This is a genomic window from Pseudomonas sp. G(2018), from assembly GCF_005502415.1.
Taxonomy (GTDB): domain Bacteria; phylum Pseudomonadota; class Gammaproteobacteria; order Pseudomonadales; family Pseudomonadaceae; genus Aquipseudomonas.
Map to the genome: position 1 here is coordinate 367,870 of NZ_SCOO01000001.1, position 23,203 is coordinate 391,072.

Genomic DNA, 23,203 nt, shown 5'->3' on the forward strand with positions numbered 1-23,203 from the left:
AATGAGCAGGCGCATGACAGTAAAAATCCTCGCAGCGCGACATTCATCAAGTCGCGCTGCGTGGTGATCATGGTCAGATATCCCAGATCAGGTTGACCGCGAAGTTGCGGCCCGGTTGAGTCAGGCGATCGAGGTTGGCCGGTTGCGTCACCGAGGCTTCACCGACGTTGTCGTAACCGCGCACGTCATCCCACAGCCAGTACTTTTTGTCGGTCAGGTTGTACACGCCACCGCTGACGGTCACGTCGTCGGTCACTTTGTAGTAGGCGCTCAGGTCCAGCACACCGAAGCCCGGGGTCTTGAACTGACTGCTGACGCCGTCCGGCGACTTGAAGTTGCTGTCGTCGACGCGATCCTTTCTCTTGACCAGGGTCCAGCTGAGCAAGCCGCCATAATTGTCCTGGTCGTAACCGAGGCCGAGCACCCCGGTCAGCGGGTTGACGCTGTTGATCGGCTCGCCGTTGTCGTTGTTGCGCCCGTAGGCGTAAGCCACCGATCCCTGGGTGTAGAGGCCTTGTGGCGCACCAACGGCATCGAGGTTCAGGCGGCCCTTGATCTCTGCACCCTTGATGGTGGCATGTTTGATGTTGGCGCTCTGGAAAGTGGGTTCGTCATAGCCTGGGGTAACGGCGTCTTCGTTGATGAAGTCGCGGTACTTGTTGTAGAACACAGCCACGTCGAAGTAGCCCTGCTCGAAGTTGCCCCGCAGACCGGTCTCGTAGCTTTGGCTTTTCTCCGGATCCAGATCCGGGTTCGGTTCCACGCGGTATCCGGCTGCGGTGTTATCGAAGCGCCCGTAAAGTGCCTTCGCGGTCGGGGTGCGGAATCCTTCGGCGTATTGGCCGTACCAGGTGTAATGGTCGTTGAAGGCGTAGGTCAGGCCGAACTTGGGCGAGACTTTGTGCCAGGTCTTGTTGTCGTCGCTGACGGTGCCGCGACCATCGGCGGCCACGGTGTTGAGAAACTCCTGGGTGATGTGCGGCTTGAGCTCGGTGTAGTCGTAGCGCAGGCCCGGCAGAAAGGTCCAGTTGTTCCAGCTGATCTGATCCTGGGCGAACACGCTGTAGGTGTTGATGGTCGGGTCCGGGAAGTCGCTGGATTTCTTCAGTGCGTCCGCCGTGCTGGTGGCACCGATGGCGGTGCAGCCGCGACCGACTGCCAGGCAAGTACCGTTACCGCTGCGCGAGCCAGTGACTTTCTGCTGCTTGATGGTAGTGCCATAGGTCAGCACATGCTCGGTGTCGGCGATGCTGAAGGCTTTATCCAGTTGTGCATCGAACACCCACTGCTTTTCTTCGTAGATCGTATCCCGGGTACGCAGGACCTGGCGGGTGATCGGGAAGTAGAACTCATCGGTACTCTGATCGGTTTTGGCGATCTGGTGATTCAGACTCCACTTGACGTTGTCCGCCAGCAGACTGTCGAGGACGAAGCTGTGCTCCAGGCCAAAACGCTCGCGGGTAATGGTGTCGTTACCGGTGCGCCACTGGTACATGCCGCCGGGCAGTACGCTGGCAGGAATGGTAGGAGCACCCGCGAAGAACGGGCCGCCGTAAGCGCTTTTCTGGTCGGTGTCCCGATCGTCCTTGTACTTCTCGTAAACCAGGCCCAGGCGCGAATCTTCGTTGTAGTTCCAGCCGATCTTGGCCAGCACGTTGGTGGCGCGCACGTCTTCCGGGTTGGCGGCGGTGCGCGTCAGGCCGGTGCTGTTGTTGCTGCCATAGGATTCGGTTTCATGACCGTCGCGCTGGCTGTAATGCAGCAGGCCGTCGAACTGATCGGCGCGACCGGCCACGTTGGCGGACTTGAGCCAGCTTTCGTCGGCGGAGCTGTAACCGGTCTTCAGGCGCGCGCCGGCGTCCTGGCCGGGTTTGATGATGTCGTCCGGGTCGAGGGTGAAGTAGCTGACCGCGCCGCCAATGGCATTGCTGCCGTAGAGTACTGAAGCCGGACCGCGGAGGATTTCGACGCGTTTGATGATTTCCGGGTCGACGTAGTTGCGCTGGGTCTTGGCGTAAGGGCCGTTGAAGAAGCCGTTGGGTATTTCAACACCATCGATCTGGGTCAGCACGCGGTTGCCATCGATACCACGGATGTTGTAGCCGCTGATTCCGCCCCGTGTACCGGCACCACCCACGGAAACGCCAGGCTCGTAGCGCACCAGATCCTTGATGGTATTGACGTTGTTGCGGTCCAGTTCTTCGCGAGTGTGCACAGTGACGGTGCTGGGCACGCTGTTCACGTCCTGCTCGTTACGCGTGGCGCTGATGGTCACCTGTTGCAGATTCAGGGTGCCGGCGCTGGCGCGGCGTTCCAGCACGATGTTGTTATTGCCCAGTTTGCGATAGCTCAGGTTGGTCCCCACCAACAGGCGATCCAGGGCTTTTTCCGGCGCTAGCGACCCGCGTACACCCGGCGATGTCACCCCTTCAGCCAGTTCTGCCGGCAAGCCGACCTGCCAGCCTGTCACGGCGGTAAAGTCATTGAGTGCCGAGACCAGCGGCTGGGGCGCGATGGCAAACGCGTAGTCGCCCATGTTGCGGCTGGGCTGTTCGGCAGTGGCGGCCATGACCGGTGCGGTGCCGGCCATCAGGATGGCGGCGGTCAGCAGCGAGAGCATGCGCGAAGGTGAAGAGGACTGGCGGGTAAGGCGAGAGGACATCGATAGCGCTCCGTGTCGCACGAATCTTTATAGGTGCTGATTGGCATTCAGAGATACGAATCAATTGCATTGGCTATAACGAGACGTATGACGTTCAGCTATCGAGTAAAAATAATTCTCATTTAGTTCAGTATCACTAAGGCAGGGAATTCCTTGAGCCGTGCCGAGGTGATGTGGGCCAGTGAGCGGACCACGTCCAGAGGCTGGTCGAGACGGTAATTTCCGGTGACGGCAACATCGGCCAACTGCTCGTTGTTGTTGATGATCCAGCCCGGATAGTAGCGACGCAGCTCCGCCAGCACCTGGTTCAGCGGGCAGTTTTCGAACACCAGGCGACCCTGGACCCAGGCCAGGTCGGTGGCGGCATCCAGCTTGGCCGGCCGGTCGAAACCGTTGGGGCCGATGCGGATGCTTTCCCCGGCCGTCAGGCGAACCCGTGCGTCGTCGCGGGTGGCGCGCAGATCGACATCGCCGCGCTGCACGCGAACCTGGGTTACGCCATCCAGATAACGCACGGCGAATGCCGTGTCGCGAACGCTGGCGGTGACCGGGCCCGCGTCGATTTCCAGCGGTTGGCCGCGATGGGGCTGCACCTCGAAAAACGCTTCGCCCTGATACAGGCGCGCCACACGCTGCTGGTCGTTGATGGTGCTGGAAAATGCCGAGTTGGTGTTGAGCAGGACTTTCGAACCGTCCTCCAGTTGCAGGCGCTGGCGTTCACCAACCGCCGTCAGGTGATCGGCCTGCAGGCGCAGCGGCAGATTGCTGAAACTGAACAGGCCGAGGATCAGCACAGCAGCGGTGGCCAAGGGTTTCCAGTGCGGGCGCAGGCGCGACAGCAGGGTAACTTTGGCTGGCCGCGCCGCCAGGCTTTGCGCGCACTGCGTGACTTGCGGACCGTTCCAGATCGCCTGGGCCCTGGCGAACGCCTCTGCATGGGCCGGGTCGGCTGCCAGCCATTGGTGGAACTGGCGGGTCTGTTCTTCGCTCGGGCTGTCCAGCACGATCAGCCAGTCCAGGGCCTGGTCCATCGCGTCTGCAGTGGCCTGCGCCGGTGAGGGCGAAGGGGAGCGGTGGGTGTCCGTCACGGTGTTTCCTCGGAGGGTCTGTTGAGGAGCAGTTTCAAGCTACAAGCTGCAAGCTGCAAGTTCGGTCAGGCGTTCGGCACGCCGTTTTTTGCTTGTGGCTTGTAGCTTGTAGCTTGCAGCTGCCTCTCTGCTACTCCGATGCAGATCGTCATGATCAGTTTCAGCTCCTTTTGCACGGTACTGAGCGACACGCCGAGTTTTTCGGCGATCTCCAGATAGCTGTGCCCGTGCAGGCGGCTGAGGATGAAAATCTGTTGCTGACGGGGGCTGAGTTGACTGAGGCGCACGTTCAGACGCTCGAGCAATTGTTCGGCATGGGCGGCGTCCTCGGCACTGCTGGCGGGGGCGGCGACACTTTCCACCACGTCCAGCGGCACGTCATCGACCATGGTGCGCGAGTGGATGCGTCGCGCACGCAAATGGTCCAGCGCCAGGTTGCGGGCGGTCTGGAAAACGAAGGGTTCCAGGTGATCAATGGTCCGCTCGCCGAGCGCGCGGGTCACGCGCAGGTAGGTCTCCTGCAGGAGGTCTTCAGCGGTGCTGTGATTGTTGACCATCCGCTCCAGCGTGCGCAGCAGGGAGACTCGCTGAGTGATGAAGACGTCGTTGAAGCGCGATTGACTCACGGGAAGACCTGATCCGTTTTGAGCGAATGATAATGCTTATCATCCGCTCGAATGGTCAAGTATTGATTTGTGAAGCTTTACGCACGGCCCTGCAAATACGTCGCGTAATCCGGAATCCGGTACTCATGCGCCTGATCCATCAACGGGCTGCTGAGCAGGTAGTCAGCGCTGCATTCGTTGCACGCCACCGGGATGTTCCAGACCGCCGCGACCCGCAGTAGCGCCTTGATGTCCGGGTCGTGGGGTTGCGGTTCGAACGGGTCCCAGAAGAACACCAGCATGTCGACCCGTTGCTCGGCGATTCGCGCGCCGAGCTGTTGGTCGCCACCCAGTGGGCCACTGATCATGCTCTCCACCGGCAGGTCGAGGCGTTGTTGCAACAACAACCCCGTGGTGCCGGTGGCGACCAGTTCATGGTGCGCCAGCCTGTCTTTCTGCCGCTCGGCCCAGTCCAGCAAAAACACTTTGCAGTGGTCATGGGCGACCAGGGCGATGCGCTTGCGCGCGGCCATGGTTTTTTGCGTGAAGGTGATGCCGATCATGGGTGCTCCAGAAATGACACGCACCCTGTAGGAGCGAGCTCTGCTCGCGATGAACTGTCAGACACCGCGGGGCATCAGGTTCCCCGCGTTATCGTTGACGACCATCGCGACGGTGCGACGATTCGACAGAGCTCGCTCCTACAGGTAGGGGGGGCTTATTCGGCGTTGCACAGCGCCAGGCAGTTATCGAGCATGCGGTTGGAGAAGCCCCATTCGTTGTCGTACCAAGCCAGCACCTTGAGCAGTTTGCCGCTGGATTTGGTGTGGTTGGCGTCGAAAATCGACGACAGCGAGTTTTGGTTGAAGTCGCTGGAGACCAGCGGCAGGGTGTTGTAGCCGAGAATCTTCGAGTGCTGGCTGGCTTCTTTCATGATCGCATTGACTTCATCGGCTGACGCTTCGCGCTTGAGCTGCACGGTGAGGTCCACCAGGGACACGTTGATCACCGGTACGCGCACCGCCATGCCGGTCAACTTGCCCGCCAGTTCCGGCAACACCAGGCCGACCGCTTCGGCGGCGCCGGTCTTGCTCGGGATCATGTTCTGGGTGGCCGAGCGCGCGCGGTACGGGTCGGTGTGATAAACGTCGGTCAGGTTCTGATCGTTGGTGTAGGCATGGATGGTGGTCATCAGACCGCTTTCGATGCCCAGTTCGCGGTGCAGCACCTGGGCCACCGGGGCCAGGCAGTTGGTGGTGCACGACGCATTGGAAATAATCTGGTGCGACTGGCGCAGGATGTCGTGGTTGACCCCATACACCACAGTGGCGTCTGCGCCCTTGGCCGGCGCCGAGATGATCACTTTGCGTGCGCCGGCCGTAATATGCGCGGCGGCTTTGGCCCGGTCGGTGAACAGACCGGTGCATTCGAATACCACATCAATCTTTTCCGCGGCCCAAGGCAGGTCGGCCGGATTGCGAATGGCGCTGACCGCGATACGGTCGCCGTTGACGGTCAGGCTTTCCTGATCGTGCTGGACATCGGCGTCGAACGTGCCGTGAACAGTGTCGTACTTGAGCAAGTGCGCATTGATTGCGCTGTCCCCCAGGTCGTTGATGGCGACGATCTGCAAATCCTGACGATAGCCTTGGGTATAGAGTGCGCGAAGGACGTTACGGCCAATACGGCCAAAACCATTGATTGCGATTCGAAGAGTCATTTATCAGCGCCGCCGTCGTTTTGTTGTTGGAATTACAAGATTATTCGCAAAAAAATAGAAAACAAGCCTTTTTAATGGCAATATTTTGTTCAATCTACAACGAGTGACCTGAATCAACTGGTCCGAATGGTCAACAAAACCGTCTGTCATCCCATCGACACCGGTGTTTGATCAGCATAGACAATCAGGTCGCCACATCCGTTAGCCTGGAGTTCTACACATGCATTCCCGCGTCCTTGAGGTCACCGAACGGCTTATCGCCCGCAGTCGCGCCACGCGTGAGGCTTACCTTGCACTGATTCGCGGTGCGGCCAGCGACGGCCCGATGCGCGGCAAATTGCAATGCGCCAACTTCGCCCACGGCGTGGCCGGTTGCGGCAGCGACGACAAGAACAGCTTGCGGATGATGAACTCCGCCAACATCGCAATTGTTTCGTCATATAACGACATGCTCTCGGCGCATCAGCCATACGAGGTCTTTCCGGAACTGATCAAAAAGGCCCTGCGCGAGATCGGCTCGGTCGGTCAGTTCGCCGGTGGCACCCCGGCCATGTGCGATGGCGTGACCCAGGGCGAACCGGGCATGGAACTGAGCCTGCCCAGCCGTGAGGTGATCGCGCTGTCCACCGCCGTGGCGTTGTCCCACAACATGTTCGATGGCGCGTTGATGCTCGGCATCTGCGACAAGATCGTCCCGGGCCTGATGATGGGCGCATTGCGTTTCGGCCATCTGCCGATGATTTTCGTGCCGGGCGGGCCGATGGTGTCGGGCATTTCCAACAAACAGAAAGCCGATGTGCGCCAGCGCTATGCCGAGGGCAAGGCCAGCCGCGAAGAGCTGCTGGAGTCGGAAATGAACTCCTACCACAGCCCTGGCACCTGCACCTTCTACGGCACCGCCAACACCAACCAGTTGCTGATGGAAGTCATGGGCCTGCACTTGCCCGGCGCATCCTTCGTCAACCCGAACACGCCGCTGCGCGATGCCCTGACCCGCGAAGCGGCGCATCAGGTGACGCGCCTGACCAAGCAGAATGGCAACTACCTGCCGATCGGCGAAATCGTCGACGAACGTTCGCTGGTCAACTCCATCGTCGCCCTGCACGCCACCGGCGGCTCGACCAACCACACCTTGCACATGCCGGCCATCGCCATGGCGGCGGGCATCCAGTTGACCTGGCAGGACATGGCCGACCTCTCCGAAGTGGTGCCGACCCTGAGCCACGTCTACCCGAACGGCAAAGCCGACATCAACCACTTCCAGGCTGCGGGCGGCATGTCGTTCCTGATCCGCGAACTGCTGAACGCCGGGTTGCTCCACGAAAACGTCAACACCGTGCTGGGCCATGGCCTGAGCCGCTACACCCAGGAACCGTTCCTCGATAACGGCGAACTGGTCTGGCGTGAAGGCATCACCGAAAGCCTCGATGAAAGCATCCTGCGCCCGGTCGCTCGCGCGTTCTCGCCAGAGGGCGGCTTGCGGGTGATGGAAGGTAATCTCGGTCGCGGGGTGATGAAGGTCTCGGCCGTGGCCCTGGAAAACCAGGTCGTCGAAGCCCCGGCCATGGTGTTCCAGGATCAGCAGGACCTGGCCGACGCGTTCAAGGCCGGTTTGCTGGAGAAGGATTTCGTCGCGGTGATGCGCTTCCAGGGGCCGCGCTCCAACGGCATGCCGGAACTGCACAAGATGACGCCGTTCCTCGGCGTGCTGCAGGATCGCGGCTTCAAAGTCGCCCTGGTGACCGACGGACGCATGTCCGGCGCATCGGGGAAAATCCCGGCGGCCATTCACGTCAGCCCCGAGGCTTATGTGGGCGGCGCTTTGGCGCGGGTGCAAGAGGGCGATATCATCCGCGTCGATGGCGTCAAAGGCACCCTGGAGCTTAAGGTGGACGCCGAAGAATTCGCAGCGCGCACGCCGGCCAAGGGTCTGTTGGGTAACAACATCGGCACCGGTCGCGAACTGTTTGGTTTCATGCGCATGGCCTTCAGCTCGGCGGAGCAGGGCGCCAGCGCCTTTACTTCTGCCCTGGAGACGCTTAATTGAAACTGGCTTTGGTCGGTGACATCGGTGGGACCAACGCACGGTTCGCGTTGTGGAAAAACCAGCAGTTGGAATCGGTCCAGGTGCTGGCGACGGCTGACTATGCCAGCCCGGAAGAGGCCATCAGTCTCTACCTGAGCGGGTTGGGTCTGGCGCCGGGTTCGATCGGTTCGGTGTGCCTGTCGGTGGCCGGCCCGGTCAGCGGCGACGAATTCAAATTCACCAATAATCACTGGCGCCTGAGCCGCAAGGGATTCTGCGAGACCTTGCAGGTGGAGCAGTTGTTGCTGGTCAACGACTTCTCGGCCATGGCCCTGGGCATGACCCGTTTGCAGCCGGGCGAATTCCGTGTGGTCTGCGAAGGCACGCCGGAGCCGTTGCGTCCGGCGGTAGTGATCGGTCCGGGCACCGGGCTGGGCGTCGGCACCTTGCTCGATCTCGGCGAAGGACGTTTCGCCGCGCTGCCGGGGGAGGGCGGTCACGTCGATTTGCCGCTGAGCAGCCCGCGTGAGACTCAACTGTGGCAACACATCTTCAATGAGATCGGTCATGTCAGCGCCGAAACGGCGTTGAGCGGCGGCGGCTTGCCGCGAGTCTACCGCGCGATCTGCGCAGTGGATGGTCACGCGCCGGTACTCGACACCCCGGAATCGATCACCGCGGCTGGCCTGGCGGGCGACCCGATTGCTTTGGAAGTACTTGAGCAATTCTGCTGCTGGCTTGGCCGCGTGGCCGGCAACAACGTGCTGACCACCGGTGCACGCGGTGGCGTTTACATCGTCGGCGGCGTGATACCGCGCTTCGCCGATTTCTTCCTCGAAAGCGGTTTCGCCCGGTGCTTTGCCGACAAGGGTTGCATGAGCGATTACTTCAAGGGGATACCGGTGTGGCTGGTGACGGCGCCGTATTCGGGGTTGGTTGGCGCGGGTGTGGCGCTGGACCAGGCCTGAAACCGCGTTGCGCCCATCGCGGGCAAGCCACGCTCCCACAGGATTACCTACATCTCAGGATGTGCGAAAACCTCTGTGGGAGCGGGCTTGCCCGCGATGGGGCCGGAACAGACAACATAGATCCATGATCGATCAGGCATAATCCGCCCCAATTCCAACAACAAGGATGCCTTCGAAGTGAGCTCAGTCAACAAGTCGATTTTGTTGGTCGATGACGATCAAGAGATACGCGAGTTGCTGGACACCTACCTGACCCGCGCCGGTTTCCAGGTCCGCACCACGCCCGATGGCGCCGGTTTTCGCCAGGCCCTGAACGATGAACCGAGCGACCTGGTGATCCTCGACGTGATGCTGCCGGACGAGGACGGTTTCAGTTTGTGCCGCTGGATTCGCCAGCATCCGAAGCGGGCGCAAGTGCCGATCATCATGCTCACCGCCAGTTCCGACGAGGCCGACCGGGTCATCGGCCTGGAACTGGGCGCCGACGATTACCTGGGCAAACCTTTCAGTCCCCGTGAATTGCAAGCGCGCATCAAGGCCCTGTTGCGCCGTGCGCAGTTCGGTCAGGAACGTTCCGGCAGTGAAGTGCTGGCCTTCGATGACTGGCGGCTGGACATGGTCAGCCACCGGCTGTTTCACATCGATGGCGAAGAAGTGATTCTGTCCGGTGCCGATTTCGCCTTGCTGAAACTGTTCCTCGATCACCCCCAGGAAATCCTCGACCGCGACACCATCGGCAACGCCACCCGTGGCCGTGAATTGATGCCGCTCGATCGCATCGTCGACATGGCGGTCAGTCGCCTGCGCCAGCGTCTACGCGACACGGAAAAGCCACCTCGGCTGATTCGCACCGTGCGTGGCAGCGGCTACCAGTTGGCAGCCAATGTGATTGCCAGCAATGGCCACTGAATCCCTGCGCAAGTTCGCCGGACGAATACCCGTGCCGCGCTCGCTGCTCGGGCGCATGTTGCTGCTGACCTTGCTGGCGGTGTTGTTCGCCCAGGCCCTGTCGAGCGTGATCTGGGTTTCGCAATTGCGTGCCACGCAACTCGAAGGGCTTGTCACCAGCGCCCGCAGCCTCGCCCATTCGATGACCGCCAGCGTCAGTTATTTCCGCTCGTTGCCGGTGGCGTTTCGGCCGTTGGTGCTCGACCAGTTGCGCAGCATGGGCGGCACGCGGTTCGTGGTCACCCTCAACGACAAACCCTTGGGCATGGAGGTGCTGCCGATCACGCCGCGCAAGGCCGCGGTGATCAAGGCGGTGGACGAAGTGCTGCGCCAATCCCTGGGACAAGACACCGATATTTCGGTGACCTTTGTCAGCCCCGAAGACCTGCGGATTTTCAATGGCGGCCTGAAGCTCGATGAGTTGCCACGCTCCTGGGCGCACTATGCGCTGACCCTGGAACCGGTGAACCCGCCGGTGCTGGTGACGCAAATCCAGATGGCCCCCGGCGAATGGCTGTACATCGCGTCGCTGTTGCCCGAGCCCTACACCAGTCTTGAAGAGCAAGGCCTGCCGGCGCAGCAGGTGTGGTTCATCGTCCTCACCAGCGGCTTTCTGCTGTTGTTCATCGGCCTGCTGGTGCACTGGCAGAGCCGGCCGCTCAAGCGCCTTGCGCGCGCGGCGCGGGACTTGTCGCTGGGTGCCGACGTCGAGCCGGTGGCCGAGGGCGGGGGCAGTGAAGTGGTCGAAGTCGGTCGTGCCTTCAACACCATGCGCGAGCGCATCAGCCGCTACCTGACCGAACGCAGCCAGTTGTTCAGCGCGATTTCCCATGACCTGCGCACGCCGATTACCCGGCTGCGGTTGCGGGTCGAATTGCTCGAAGATGAAAAACTGCAAGCCAAGTTCGGTCGCGATCTGGATGAGCTGGAGCTGCTGGTCAAGGGCGCGCTGCAATGTGTGAAAGACACCGACATCCACGAAAACATCGAGCAGGTGGATCTCAACTATGTACTCGACTGCCTGGTGGAGCCTTATCTGGCGCCGAACGGCAACGGTCGCGTGACCCAACAGGGGCGGGCGCTGGCCACCTATCCGGGCAAACCGCTGGCGCTCAAGCGTTGCATTGGCAACCTCATCGACAACGCCCTGAAATACGGCCAGAACGCGCACCTGCACATCGATGACGATGAGAGTGCGTTTGTGCTGCATGTCGACGACGAAGGACCGGGGGTTCCCGAGCAGCGGCTGGAGCAGGTGTTCGAACCGCATTTTCGCCTGGCCGGGCAGCAGCAGGGGTATGGGTTGGGGTTGGGGATTGCGCGCAACATTGCCCATAGCCATGGCGGTGAGGTGAGTTTGCAGAATTTGCGTGAGGGTGGGTTGCGGGTGACGTTGCAGTTGCCGCGCAGTGTCGACTAAATACCGCGTTATCGTTCATCGCGGGCTTGCCCGCGATGAGGGAAGGCCATACAACGCATCACTTAAGGTGAATGTCACGGGTTGGTGACATAACTCGCCCCCTTCGTTACAAGCCCGCCCCGGCCGGTTGTTTAGACTGCCTCTCAGTCATAACAACAAAAAAGGCCCCCAATGGACCACTTCCAACCTGCCTTCAGCAGTTGGCTGAACGCCCCCGCCCATCAGCAGTGGCTCGCCGCCGAAGGCCTGCGACTGCTGGGTTTCGCCAAGGCTTCGAAGTTGCCTGAAGGTTTCGGCAATCTCGACGAACGAGGCCATCTGCCTGCGGACGCGCAAGCCGAAACCATGAACACCGCGCGCATGACCCACAGCTTCGCCATGGCTCACATTCAGGGTCTGCCGGGTTTTGCCGAGCTGGTGGATCACGGCATCCAGTCCCTGCGCGGACCGTTGCGCGATGCGTTGCATGGCGGTTGGTTCGCCGTTGCCGAACACCGTGACGGCAACACCGGCAAGAACGCCTACCTGCATGCCTTCGTGGCGCTGGCCGCGAGTTCCGCGGTGGTCGCGCAACGTCCCGGCGCGCAAGCCTTGCTCGACGATGCCATCGACATCATCGACACGTATTTCTGGAGCGAGGAGGAGGGCGCCCTGCGCGAATCCTTCAACCGTGACTGGAGCGAAGAGGAAGCCTACCGCGGCGCCAACAGCAACATGCACGCCACCGAAGCCTTCCTCGCCTTGGCCGATGTCACCGACGACAACCGCTGGCTGTGCCGCGCCCAGCGCATCGTCGAGCGGGTGATTCATGGTCACGCCGCCGCCAATGATTATCGGGTGGTCGAGCATTTCGACCGTGACTGGCAGCCGCTGCGCGAGTACAACCGCGACAACCCGGCCGACGGTTTCCGCCCCTATGGCACCACGCCGGGTCACGGTTTCGAATGGGCGCGGTTGTTGTTGCACCTCGAAGCGGCGCGGGTGCGGGCCGGCATGCTCACGCCGGGTTGGCTGGCCACCGACGCGCAGAAACTCTTCGAGCAAAACTGCCGGCATGGCTGGGACATCGATGGCGCGCCGGGCATCGTCTACACACTCGACTGGGACAATCGCGCGGTGGTCCGCCATCGCCTGCACTGGACCCATTGCGAAGCCAGCGCTGCCGCCAGTGCCTTGCTCAAGCGCACCGGCGATGAGCAATTCGAGCGCTGGTACCGGCTGTTCTGGGAATTTTGTGACCGTCATTTCATCGACCGAGAAGGTGGCAGTTGGCACCACGAACTCGATCCATTGAACCGTCCGAGCGCCGATATCTGGGCCGGCAAACCCGATCTTTATCATGCCTGGCAAGCGCTGCTGATTCCCCGCCTGCCCCTGGCGCCGAGCATGGCCAGTGCGCTGGCAGCATTGTCCCAGAGCGCTTCTGTGTAACCATGTGGTGACATTCGCGCGTCCCTTCGTTACCTGCGAAGGGGCATCCCCTGTTTAAAATCCTGTGTAGCGCAAGCACCAGACTTGCAATGCATAACAACAAGAAAGGTACTACTAGATGAATGCGATTTCTCGCCTCGCTACTGTCATTTCTCTCGCCTCCCTGGTTCCTCTGTCCGCGTTCCCGCTCAGTGCCCTTGCCGCCGATTCCAAAGGTTCGGTGGAAGTCGTTCACTGGTGGACGTCCGGTGGTGAAAAGGCAGCGGTCGATGTCCTCAAGGCTCAAGTCGAAAAAGACGGCTTTACCTGGAAGGACGGCGCAGTCGCCGGTGGTGGCGGTTCCACGGCCATGACCGTTCTCAAGAGTCGCGCCGTCGCCGGCAACCCGCCGGGCGTTGCCCAGATCAAGGGGCCGGATATCCAGGAGTGGGGCAGCACTGGCCTGCTCAGTACTACCACGCTGGCAGACGTCGCCAAGTCGGAAAACTGGGACGGCCTGCTGTCGAAGAAAGTCTCCGACACCGTGAAATATGAAGGCGACTACGTGGCCGTGCCGGTGAACATTCACCGTGTGAACTGGTTGTGGATCAACCCGGAAGTGTTCAAGAAAGCCGGGATCGACAAGGCGCCGACCACCCTCGAAGAATTCTATGCCGCCGGCGACAAACTCAAGGCCGCAGGCTTTATCGCGCTCGCCCATGGTGGCCAGCCTTGGCAGGACAGCACCGTGTTTGAAGACGTGGTGCTCTCGGTCATGGGGGGCGAAGGTTACAAGAAAGCCCTGGTGGAACTCGATCAGAAAACCCTGTCGGGCGCCGACATGACCAAAGCCTTCACCGAGCTGAAAAAAATCACCACCTACATGGACCCGAACCGCGCCGGTCGTGACTGGAACATCGCGGCCGCCGACGTCATCAACGGCAAGGCCGGCATGCAGATGATGGGCGACTGGGCCAAGAGCGAATGGACCGCCGCGAAGAAAGTCGCCGGCAAGGACTATCAGTGCGTGCCGTTCCCGGGTACCGACAAGGCCTTCACCTACAACATCGACTCGATGGCCGTGTTCAAGCTCAAGGCTGATCGCAAGGGTGACATCGCCGCGCAGCAAGATTTGGCCAAGGTCGCGTTGGGCACCGACTTCCAGAAAGTCTTCAGCATCAACAAGGGTTCGATCCCGGTCCGCACTGACATGCTGAACGAGATGGACAAACTGGGCTTCGACGCCTGCGCGCAAACCGCGGCCAAGGACTTCCTGGCGGACGACAAGACCGGCGGCCTGCAACCGAGCATGGCGCACAACATGGCTACCTCCCTGGCCGTGCAAGGCGCGATCTTCGATGTGGTCACCAACTTCATGAACGACAAGGACGCCGACCCGGCCAAGGCCAGCGCCCAACTGGCTTCGGCTGTCAAAGCGGCCCAGTAACTCCTGACACAGTCTGTTCCTTGTTGGAATGGGGTTGTGTGGGAGCTGGCTTGCCAGCGATGCAGGCGACTCGGTTTGACTTTGAACCCGGTTGATCCAATCGCTGCGGTGCGGCGATCCGACAAGCCAGCTCCCACAGGATCCTGTCCCACAAGGGATCGGTGTGCCAGTTTCATTTCTCTAACCTGGATTATCCCGATGAGCTCTGTGGCGGTTTTCAGCAAAGCCTCACCGTTCGATGCGCTGCAACGCTGGTTACCCAAATTGGTACTGGCGCCGAGCATGCTGGTCGTGTTGGTTGGCTTCTACGGTTACATCATCTGGACGTTCATTCTGTCCTTCACCAATTCCAGCTTCATGCCGAGCTACAAGTGGGTCGGCCTGCAGCAATACATGCGTCTGATGGATAACGACCGCTGGTGGGTCGCGAGCAAGAACCTCGCGCTGTTCGGCGGCATGTTCATCGGTATCAGCCTGGTGCTGGGGGTGTTCCTCGCTGTGCTGCTGGACCAGCGCATCCGCAAGGAAGGCTTCATCCGCACCATCTACCTGTACCCGATGGCGCTGTCGATGATCGTCACCGGTACCGCGTGGAAATGGCTGCTCAACCCAGGCCTGGGCCTGGACAAGATGCTGCGTGACTGGGGCTGGGAAGGCTTTCGTCTCGACTGGCTGGTGGACCAGGATCGCGTGGTGTACTGCCTGGTGATCGCCGCTGTCTGGCAAGCCTCCGGGTTTGTGATGGCGATGTTCCTGGCAGGTCTGCGCGGTGTCGATCAGTCGATCATCCGTGCCGCGCAAGTCGACGGTGCGAGCCTGCCGACCATCTACCTGAAGATCGTGCTGCCGAGCCTGCGCCCGGTGTTCTTCAGTGCCTTCATGATCCTCGCGCACATCGCGATCAAGAGCTTCGATCTGGTGGCGGCGATGACCGCCGGCGGTCCTGGCTACTCGTCCGACCTGCCGGCGATGTTCATGTATTCCTTCACCTTCAGCCGTGGCCAGATGGGCATCGGTTCGGCCAGCGCCATGCTGATGCTCGGTGCCGTGTTGACCATCCTCGTGCCGTACCTGTACTCCGAGCTGCGAGGCAAACGCCATGACTAATCAACTCGGCAAACCGGGCATCAGCTTCAGCCGCATCGCGATTTACGCCACGCTGCTTTTGGCCGCTGCGGTGTACCTGATCCCGCTGGTGGTGATGCTGCTGACCAGCTTCAAATCCCCGGAAGACATCCGCACCGGCAACCTGTTGAGCTGGCCGGCCGTGATCGACGGCATCGGCTGGATCAAGGCCTGGGACGTGGTCGGCGGCTACTTCTGGAACTCGGTGAAAATCACCGTGCCGGCGGTTTTGATCTCGACCTTCATCGGCGCCATGAACGGTTACGTGCTGTCGATGTGGCGCTTCCGCGGTTCGCAACTGTTCTTCGGTCTGTTGTTGTTCGGCTGCTTCCTGCCGTTCCAGACCGTGCTGCTGCCGGCCTCGTTCACCCTCGGCAAGTTCGGCCTGGCCAATACCACCACGGGCCTGGTGCTGGTGCACGTGGTCTACGGCCTGGCGTTCACCACGCTGTTCTTCCGCAACTACTACGTGAGCATTCCGGATGCGCTGGTCAAGGCTGCGCGGCTCGATGGCGCGGGCTTCTTCACGATTTTCTGGAAGATCCTGCTGCCGATGTCGATTCCGATCGTGATGGTCTGCCTGATCTGGCAGTTCACCCAGATCTGGAACGACTTCCTGTTCGGCGTGGTGTTCGCCAGCGGTGACGCCCAGCCAATCACCGTGGCCCTGAACAACCTGGTCAACACCAGCACCGGGGCCAAGGAATACAACGTTGATATGGCCGCCGCGATGATCGCCGGGCTGCCGACACTGCTGGTCTACATATTCGCTGGCAAGTATTTCCTGCGTGGGCTGACGTCCGGCGCGGTCAAGGGGTAGAAACATGGCAACTCTCGAATTACGCAACGTCAACAAGACTTACGGTGCCGGTTTGCCGGACACCCTGAAGAACATCGAACTGAAGATCGATGACGGGGAATTCCTGATCCTGGTCGGTCCGTCCGGCTGCGGCAAATCCACCTTGATGAACTGCATCGCCGGCCTGGAAACCATCAGCGGCGGCGCAATCCTGGTAGATGACGCCGACATCAGTGGCATGAGTCCCAAGGATCGCGACATTGCCATGGTCTTCCAGTCCTACGCGCTGTACCCGACCATGAGCGTGCGCGACAACATCGCCTTCGGCCTGAAGATTCGCAAAATGCCGACCGCCGACATCGATGAAGAAGTCGCGCGGGTTTCCAAACTGTTGCAGATCGAACACCTGCTCAATCGCAAGCCCGGCCAGCTCTCCGGTGGTCAGCAACAGCGCGTGGCGATGGGCCGTGCGTTGGCGCGGCGGCCGAAGATCTACCTGTTCGACGAACCTCTGTCCAACCTCGACGCCAAGCTGCGGGTCGAGATGCGCACCGAAATGAAACTGATGCACCAGCGCCTGAAAACCACCACGGTCTACGTGACCCACGACCAGATCGAAGCCATGACCCTGGGGGACAAAGTGGCGGTGATGAAGGACGGGATCATTCAGCAGTTCGGTACGCCGAAGGACATCTACAACAACCCGGCCAACCTGTTCGTGGCGAGCTTCATCGGTTCGCCGCCGATGAACTTCATCCCGCTGCGCCTGCAGCGCAAGGACGGTCGTCTGCTGGCGCTGCTCGACAGCGGCCAGGCCCGTTGCGAGTTGCCGCTGGGCATGCAGGACGCCGGTCTCGAAGATCGCGAAGTGATCCTTGGCATGCGCCCGGAGCAGATCGTCCTGGCCAACGGCGAGGCCAACGGTTTGCCGACCATTCGCGCCGAAGTCCAGGTCACCGAACCGACCGGCCCCGACACCCTGGTCTTCGTCAATCTCAACGACACCAAGGTCTGCTGCCGCCTGGCGCCTGATGTTGCGCCAGCGGTGGGCGAGACCCTGACCCTGCAATTCGATCCATCGAAAGTGCTGCTGTTCGATGCCAAGACCGGCGAACGCCTGGGGGCTGCCGGCCTGCCGAAAACCGAGAGCCACGCTGCGAACGTCGCCCAATTCAAAGGCCGCTGAAAATCAAAAATTGTGGGTGATCAATGTGGGAGCGAGCCTGCTCGCTCCCACAGGGGGATATCTGTGATGGGCGGCCTGTCGCCTGCCACAACCGATGTAACCGCGTTAAACAAAAAAGTTAATAACAATAAGACGAGGATGTAGGGATGAAGAAGAACAACAACGCTCAGCTTATCTGCCAGTTATCAGCCGTCGCGGCCATGATGCTGGCCGGTAGTGTGCACGCGGCTGACGCGTTTAGCGCCGATTCCGAATGGATGACCGGTGATTGGGGTAGCGAACGGACCCGGCTGATCGAGCAAGGCATCGACATCAAGATGGACTATGTCGGTGAAGTGGGCGGCAACCTCCATGGCGGGTTCAACGATGACAAGACCGCTCGCTACAGTGATCAGTTTGGCCTGGGCGCGGCGCTGGACCTGGAAAAACTGTTCGGCTGGGATAACACCCAGGCCAAGATCCAGCTCACCAACCGTAACGGTGAAAACATCTCCAATGACCGTGTCGGCGATCCGCGTGCCGGCACCTTGAGTTCCTCCCAGGAAGTCTACGGCCGTGGCCATATGGTCCGTCTGACCCAGTTGTGGATCAAGCATCAGTTCTTAGACAACAAACTGGACATCAAGGCCGGTTACTTCGGCGAAGGCGAAGACTTCAACTCCTTCCCTTGCGAGTTCCAGAACCTGGCATTCTGCGGTTCCCAGGTGGGTAACTGGGCGACCAACATCTGGTACAACTGGCCGGTCAGCCAGGCCGCTATCCGCCTGAAGTGGAACATCTCGCCTGAGTTCTATGCGCAGATCGGCGCGTACAACCAGAACCCGACGCAACTGGAGCACGGTAACGGATTCAAGCTCAGCGGCAGTGGTACCGAGGGCACCGTCCTGCCGGTGGAACTGGTCTGGTTGCCTAACCCTGGCAACCTGCCGGGCGAATACCGTGTCGGTTACTACAAAAGCACGGCCAGCGCCGATGACGTTCGTGAAGACGACAACGGCAATGACGCTGCAACCAGCGGCAATGCCTATCGCAGCCACAGCAGCAAGCACGGCTACTGGTTCGTCGCCCAGCAACAACTGACCACCCACAACGGTGATGCTTCCCGCGGCCTGAACATCGCCGCCAACGCCACTTTCCACGACAAGGACACCAACATCGTCGACAACTACCAGTCGCTGATGTTCGTGTACAAGGGGCCGTTCGATGCGCGTCCAAAAGATGACCTCGGCATCGGCTTCGCCCGTATCCATGTCAACGATGACGTGAAGAAAAACGCCGAGCTGGTGAACGCCGCCAATGGTGTCACCGACTACAACGATCCCCTGTTCTCGCCACTGCGAGACACCGAGTACAACTACGAACTCAACTACGGCTTCCACGTCACCAACTGGCTGACCGTGCGCCCCAACCTGCAATACATCACTCATCCGGGCGGTGTGGATGAAGTCGACAACGCGCTGGTGGCCGGCCTGAAAATTCAGTCGGTGTTCTGACGCGGTTGCGATAAGCTCCTCTCTATGTGCGCATTTTGCGGACGGCCATGGCTGTCCGCTTTTTTTTGGGGTGGCGCACCCAGGTAAAGATGATTTTCAGGACCGTGGCACATGCTTGAGCATCCGCTACAACGCTTCTTCAAATCCTTGCGCGAACGACCGGTGTTTGCGTGGGAGCGCTATCAGAAGCGCGATGTGTTGGTGATTGATCATCCGCTGTGTCAGGCGGTGTTCAGTCGCCAGGGCGCGCAGTTGCTGCACTTTCAGCCCCGGGGCCAGAAACCCTGGCTGTGGTGTGCGGCGAAGTGGCCGCAGGTCGGGGCCATTCGCGGTGGCGTGCCGGTGTGTTGGCCGTGGTATGGCCGTCATCCGAGTGAAAATGCCTGGCCGTCCCATGGCTGGGCACGCTTGCTTGACTGGAAACTGCTCGACAGCAGTAGCGACGATGATGGCGTGCGTCTGCATTGGCGGCTGGAGTTGTGCGATTGGCAAGTGGACCTGCACGCGCACCTCGGTGAGCGCATGGACCTGCGCCTGAGTACCGAGCATCACGACAGCCTGCCCTGCCAATTGAGCCAGGCGTTGCACGCCTACTGGCGTATTGGTGACGTTGGTGAGGTAGCGCTGTCTGGCCTCGACGGCGCGCAAGGTTACGACCAGTTGAACCGGCAGATTTGCCAGCAGGAAGGCGAACTACGGGTTGATGGCGGATGTCAGCGGGTGTTCCAGCATGACGGCGAACTGCAGCTCAATGACCACGCCTGGCAGCGGGCGTTGTGCATCGATACCGGTGACACGGCGGACACGGTGGTCTGGCACCCGGGCTCGCGGCCGTTGTTGGGGGTGAGCTGGAATGAGATATCGGAATTTGTCTGTGTGGAAGCAGCGAGCGGCGGCACCGACAGCCTGTGCCTCGCGCCCGGGGAGAGGGCGCATTTGAGTTTGCAGGCGCGGGTGGGGGCTTAGTTCGAATCTTGCGGAGCGTCGGCTGGCCTCATCGCGGGCTTGCCCGCGATGAGGCTCTATCAGGCAATGAAAATACTGGATCAGTTGAACTCGTCACCCACCGGATACCGGCTGGCATTCAAGCTCTCCTTGATCTTGCGCAAGTGCGGCTGGAAATCCACGCCCCGGCGCAAGGTCATGCCGGTGGCGAGCACGTCCAGCACGGTCAGTTGAATGATCCGCGAGGTCATCGGCATGTAGATGTCGGTGTCCTCCGGCAGCGGGATGTTCAGGCTCAAGGTACTGGCCTTGGCCAAGGGTGAGTTCTCCGCGGTCAAGCCAAGCACCGATGCGCCGTTTTCCCGGGCGATGCGCGCCACTTCCACCAGTTCGCGGGTGCGGCCGGTGTAGGAAATGATCACGAACAACTCGCCGGTGTGCGCCACCGACGCAATCATGCGCTGCATCAGCACGTCGGCATGGGCGGTCACGGCCAGATTGAAGCGGAAGAATTTGTGCTGCGCATCCAGGGCCACCGGGGCTGAAGCGCCAAGGCCGAAGAAGTGGATCTGCCGGGCCTGGATCAGTAGGTCGACGGCGCGGCTGATCAGGTTCGGGTCCAGCGCCTGGCAAGCGCTGTCCAGGGACGCGATGGCGCTGCCGAAGATTTTCTGGGTATAGGCTTCCGGGTTGTCGTCGGCCTCCACCGCACGGCTGACGTATGCCGCGCCGCTGGCAAGGCTCTGGGCCAGTTGCAGCTTCAGTTCGGGGTAGCCGCTGACGCCGAACGAACGGCAGAAACGGTTGACCGTCGGCTCACTGACCGATGCGGCCTGGGCGAGGGCGGCGATGCTGAACCGGGTGGCCTGCTGTGGGTTGAGCAGGATCACTTCGGCGACTTTGCGTTCGGCCTTGTTCAGCTCTTCAAGGCGATTCTGGATCTGCTCCAGTAGATTTCGCACGCGGTCCATATGGATTTCCTTGATTCACCTGCGCCGATAAGCGCACGGCTAATGCAAAAAGGGCCTTTGATGCTGCCCGTAACGGTGGCCTATCCTACTGATGGCTCCGACCGACCACCACTCGGAATCTGTATTTTGCGAAAATGTTGTGGTTATTACTACATTTTCCCTTGAGTGATGCCTTGAAAAAAGGTATTTGTAGCTTAACTTGATAAAAGAACAAACATCATGCCTTCGATTACGGTTGAACCGTGCACCTTCGCCTTGTTCGGCGCCCTCGGCGATCTGGCCCTGCGCAAGCTGTTTCCTGCCCTTTATCAACTCGACGGTGCAGGCCTGCTGCACGAGGACACGCGAATCATCGCGCTGGCCCGTGAACCCGGCAGTGAGCAGGAGCATCTGGCGTTCATCACCGCCGAGCTGCGCCGCTATGTCGGTGCCAAGGAGCTGGACGAAGCCGTGGTCGAGCGTTTCCTCGCGCGCCTGAGCTACCTGCACGTCGATTTCCTCAAGTCCGAAGACTATGTGGCGCTGGCCGAAGCAGCGGGCAGCGCACAACGGGTCATCGCCTATTTCGCCACGCCCGCAGCGGTTTACGGTGCGATCTGCGAGAACCTGGCCAAGGTTGGCCTGGCGGAAAACACCCGCGTGGTGCTGGAAAAACCCATCGGTTCGGACCTGGAGTCCTCGCGCAAGGTCAACGATGCCGTGGCGCAGTTCTTCCCGGAGAACCGCACGTACCGCATCGACCACTACCTGGGCAAGGAAACCGTCCAGAACCTGATCGCCCTGCGTTTCGCCAACAGCCTGTTCGAAACCCAGTGGAACCAGCACTACATCTCCCACGTGGAAATCACCGTGGCCGAGAAGGTCGGCATCGAAGGCCGCTGGGGCTACTTCGACAAGGCCGGTCAGCTGCGTGACATGATCCAGAACCACCTGCTGCAACTGCTCTGCCTGATCGCCATGGACCCGCCGGCCGACCTGTCCGCCGACAGCATTCGCGACGAGAAAGTCAAAGTCCTCAAGGCGCTGGCGCCGATCAGCCCGGAAGGCTTGACCACCCAAGTGGTGCGCGGTCAGTACATCGCCGGCCACAGTGAAGGCAAGTCGGTGCCGGGTTACCTGGAAGAACCGAACTCCAACACCCAGAGCGACACCGAAACCTTCGTCGCCCTGCGTGCCGATATCCGCAACTGGCGCTGGGCCGGGGTGCCGTTCTACCTGCGCACCGGCAAGCGCATGCCGCAGAAGCTGTCGCAGATCGTCATCCACTTCAAGGAACCGTCGCATTACATCTTCGCTCCCGAGCAGCGCCTGCAGATCAGCAACAAGCTGATTATCCGCCTGCAGCCGGACGAAGGCATTTCCTTGCGCGTGATGACCAAGGATCAAGGCCTGGACAAGGGCATGCAGCTGCGCAGCGGTCCGTTGCAGCTGAATTTTTCCGACACCTGGCGCAGTGCACGGATTCCCGATGCCTACGAACGGTTGTTGCTGGAAGTGATGCGTGGCAATCAGAACCTGTTTGTCCGTAAAGATGAAATCGAAGCCGCGTGGAAGTGGTGTGACCAGTTGATCGCCGGGTGGAAGAAATCCGGTGATGCGCCCAAGCCGTACGCAGCCGGGTCCTGGGGCCCCATGAGTTCCATTGCACTGATCACGCGGGACGGGAGGTCGTGGTATGGCGATATCTAATTTGAAACTGCCCCGGGGTGTCAGCGCCCATGCGTTCAAGAGCCCCGTACTCTTGGCCGAAGGCTTGGCACTGAACGTGGCCAAACACCTGAGCGAGGCGATCGACACCCGGGGCACCGCGACCCTGGTGGTGTCCGGTGGCCGCAGTCCGGTGGCGTTTTTCCAGCACCTGGCCAAGCAGGCGCTGGACTGGTCGAACGTGGTGATCAGTCTGGCTGACGAGCGCTGGGTGCCGGTGGAACACGCCGACAGCAATGCTGGCCTGCTCAAGAAATATCTGTTGCAAGGCCCGGCGGCCAAGGCGCAATTCCTGAGCCTGTACAGCGCCACCGCCAACCTGGAACAGGCAGCAGAACAAGCCGACCGTTTGCTCGCTGAATTGCCGGCGATCGATGTGCTGGTGCTGGGCATGGGGGACGACGGCCACACCGCGTCGTTGTTCCCGGGCAGCCCGAACCTCGCCGAAGCCCTCCAGGCCGACGGCAGCCGTCGCTGCTACCCGATGCTGGCGCCGACCGTGCCGCATCAGCGCCTGACCATGAGTCGTGCGCTGCTGGCCTCGGCCAAACACAAAATTCTGTCGATTTCCGGTCAATCCAAACTGACCACTCTCGATACCGCACTGGCCGGTGACGATGTCGCCGCGCTGCCGATTCGCGCGTTTCTGCAACCCACGTTAGAGATTTACTGGTGCCCATGAG

19 protein-coding genes are annotated in these 23,203 nt (G+C 60.9%); 13 read left to right on the forward strand and 6 right to left on the reverse strand.

The window, feature by feature from the left end; all coding sequences use genetic code 11:
* Positions 1-73: 73 nt before the first annotated feature.
* From FFS64_RS01740 to gap, 5 genes are all read right to left on the reverse strand, one after another.
* Entirely contained in the window at positions 74-2,662 is a 2,589-nt protein-coding gene (locus tag FFS64_RS01740; RefSeq protein ID WP_137803968.1) for a TonB-dependent receptor, read from the reverse strand.
* A 122-nt stretch (positions 2,663-2,784) separates the two neighbouring features.
* On the reverse strand, positions 2,785-3,750 hold the full coding sequence (locus tag FFS64_RS01745) for a FecR domain-containing protein (protein ID WP_137803969.1): 966 nt from the start codon (positions 3,748-3,750) through the stop codon (positions 2,785-2,787).
* Between the two features lie 65 nt (positions 3,751-3,815).
* Positions 3,816-4,376, reverse strand: coding sequence for an RNA polymerase sigma factor (locus FFS64_RS01750; protein ID WP_137803970.1), 561 nt, complete (start codon positions 4,374-4,376; stop codon positions 3,816-3,818).
* Between the two features lie 77 nt (positions 4,377-4,453).
* Positions 4,454-4,918 (reverse strand): methylglyoxal synthase, encoded by a 465-nt coding sequence (locus FFS64_RS01755; protein WP_137803971.1) that lies wholly within the window; start codon positions 4,916-4,918, stop codon positions 4,454-4,456.
* A gap of 155 nt (positions 4,919-5,073) precedes the next feature.
* Complete coding sequence (gene gap / locus FFS64_RS01760) at positions 5,074-6,075, reverse strand: type I glyceraldehyde-3-phosphate dehydrogenase (RefSeq protein ID WP_095193197.1); 1,002 nt, start codon at positions 6,073-6,075, stop codon at positions 5,074-5,076.
* 220 nt (positions 6,076-6,295) lie between these two features.
* Here gap and edd point away from each other — a divergent pair, with 220 nt between their 5' ends.
* The 11 genes from edd (at position 6,296) to FFS64_RS01815 (ending at position 19,863) form a co-directional block, all read left to right on the forward strand.
* Entirely contained in the window at positions 6,296-8,122 is a 1,827-nt protein-coding gene (gene edd, locus FFS64_RS01765) for a phosphogluconate dehydratase (protein WP_137803972.1), read from the forward strand.
* Positions 8,119-9,069 (forward strand): glucokinase, encoded by a 951-nt coding sequence (locus FFS64_RS01770; protein ID WP_137803973.1) that lies wholly within the window; start codon positions 8,119-8,121, stop codon positions 9,067-9,069. Before edd ends, FFS64_RS01770 begins: the two co-directional genes overlap by 4 nt.
* 177 nt (positions 9,070-9,246) lie before the next feature.
* Positions 9,247-9,978 (forward strand): response regulator, encoded by a 732-nt coding sequence (locus FFS64_RS01775; protein WP_137803974.1) that lies wholly within the window; start codon positions 9,247-9,249, stop codon positions 9,976-9,978.
* A gap of 31 nt (positions 9,979-10,009) precedes the next feature.
* Positions 10,010-11,437 (forward strand): ATP-binding protein, encoded by a 1,428-nt coding sequence (locus FFS64_RS01780; protein WP_372242157.1) that lies wholly within the window; start codon positions 10,010-10,012, stop codon positions 11,435-11,437.
* Between the two features lie 171 nt (positions 11,438-11,608).
* Complete coding sequence (locus FFS64_RS01785) at positions 11,609-12,868, forward strand: AGE family epimerase/isomerase (RefSeq protein WP_137803976.1); 1,260 nt, start codon at positions 11,609-11,611, stop codon at positions 12,866-12,868.
* A 118-nt stretch (positions 12,869-12,986) separates the two neighbouring features.
* Positions 12,987-14,294: an ABC transporter substrate-binding protein gene (locus tag FFS64_RS01790; RefSeq protein ID WP_137803977.1), complete on the forward strand. Its 1,308-nt coding sequence runs from the start codon at positions 12,987-12,989 to the stop codon at positions 14,292-14,294.
* Between the two features lie 198 nt (positions 14,295-14,492).
* Positions 14,493-15,401: a carbohydrate ABC transporter permease gene (locus FFS64_RS01795; RefSeq protein ID WP_095193204.1), complete on the forward strand. Its 909-nt coding sequence runs from the start codon at positions 14,493-14,495 to the stop codon at positions 15,399-15,401.
* Positions 15,394-16,239 (forward strand): carbohydrate ABC transporter permease, encoded by an 846-nt coding sequence (locus FFS64_RS01800; RefSeq protein WP_095193205.1) that lies wholly within the window; start codon positions 15,394-15,396, stop codon positions 16,237-16,239. The genes FFS64_RS01795 and FFS64_RS01800 overlap by 8 nt, the downstream gene beginning before the upstream one ends.
* Positions 16,240-16,243: 4 nt before the next feature.
* On the forward strand, positions 16,244-17,404 hold the full coding sequence (locus tag FFS64_RS01805) for an ABC transporter ATP-binding protein (protein ID WP_095193206.1): 1,161 nt from the start codon (positions 16,244-16,246) through the stop codon (positions 17,402-17,404).
* A 146-nt stretch (positions 17,405-17,550) separates the two neighbouring features.
* Positions 17,551-18,897, forward strand: a complete 1,347-nt coding sequence (locus FFS64_RS01810) for a carbohydrate porin (RefSeq protein ID WP_137803978.1) — start codon at positions 17,551-17,553, stop codon at positions 18,895-18,897.
* Between the two features lie 111 nt (positions 18,898-19,008).
* Positions 19,009-19,863, forward strand: coding sequence for a D-hexose-6-phosphate mutarotase (locus FFS64_RS01815; RefSeq protein WP_137803979.1), 855 nt, complete (start codon positions 19,009-19,011; stop codon positions 19,861-19,863).
* A gap of 80 nt (positions 19,864-19,943) precedes the next feature.
* On the opposite strand, the gene FFS64_RS01820 is transcribed toward FFS64_RS01815, so the two are convergent.
* Positions 19,944-20,804 (reverse strand): MurR/RpiR family transcriptional regulator, encoded by an 861-nt coding sequence (locus FFS64_RS01820; RefSeq protein ID WP_170948639.1) that lies wholly within the window; start codon positions 20,802-20,804, stop codon positions 19,944-19,946.
* 228 nt (positions 20,805-21,032) lie between these two features.
* Between FFS64_RS01820 and zwf the strand changes: the two genes are divergently transcribed.
* Positions 21,033-22,502 carry a glucose-6-phosphate dehydrogenase gene (gene zwf / locus FFS64_RS01825; protein ID WP_137803980.1) on the forward strand — a complete coding sequence of 490 codons (1,470 nt, stop codon included), beginning with the start codon at positions 21,033-21,035 and terminating at the stop codon, positions 22,500-22,502.
* Complete coding sequence (gene pgl / locus FFS64_RS01830) at positions 22,489-23,202, forward strand: 6-phosphogluconolactonase (protein WP_137803981.1); 714 nt, start codon at positions 22,489-22,491, stop codon at positions 23,200-23,202. The genes zwf and pgl overlap by 14 nt, the downstream gene beginning before the upstream one ends.
* Position 23,203: the final 1 nt, after the last annotated feature.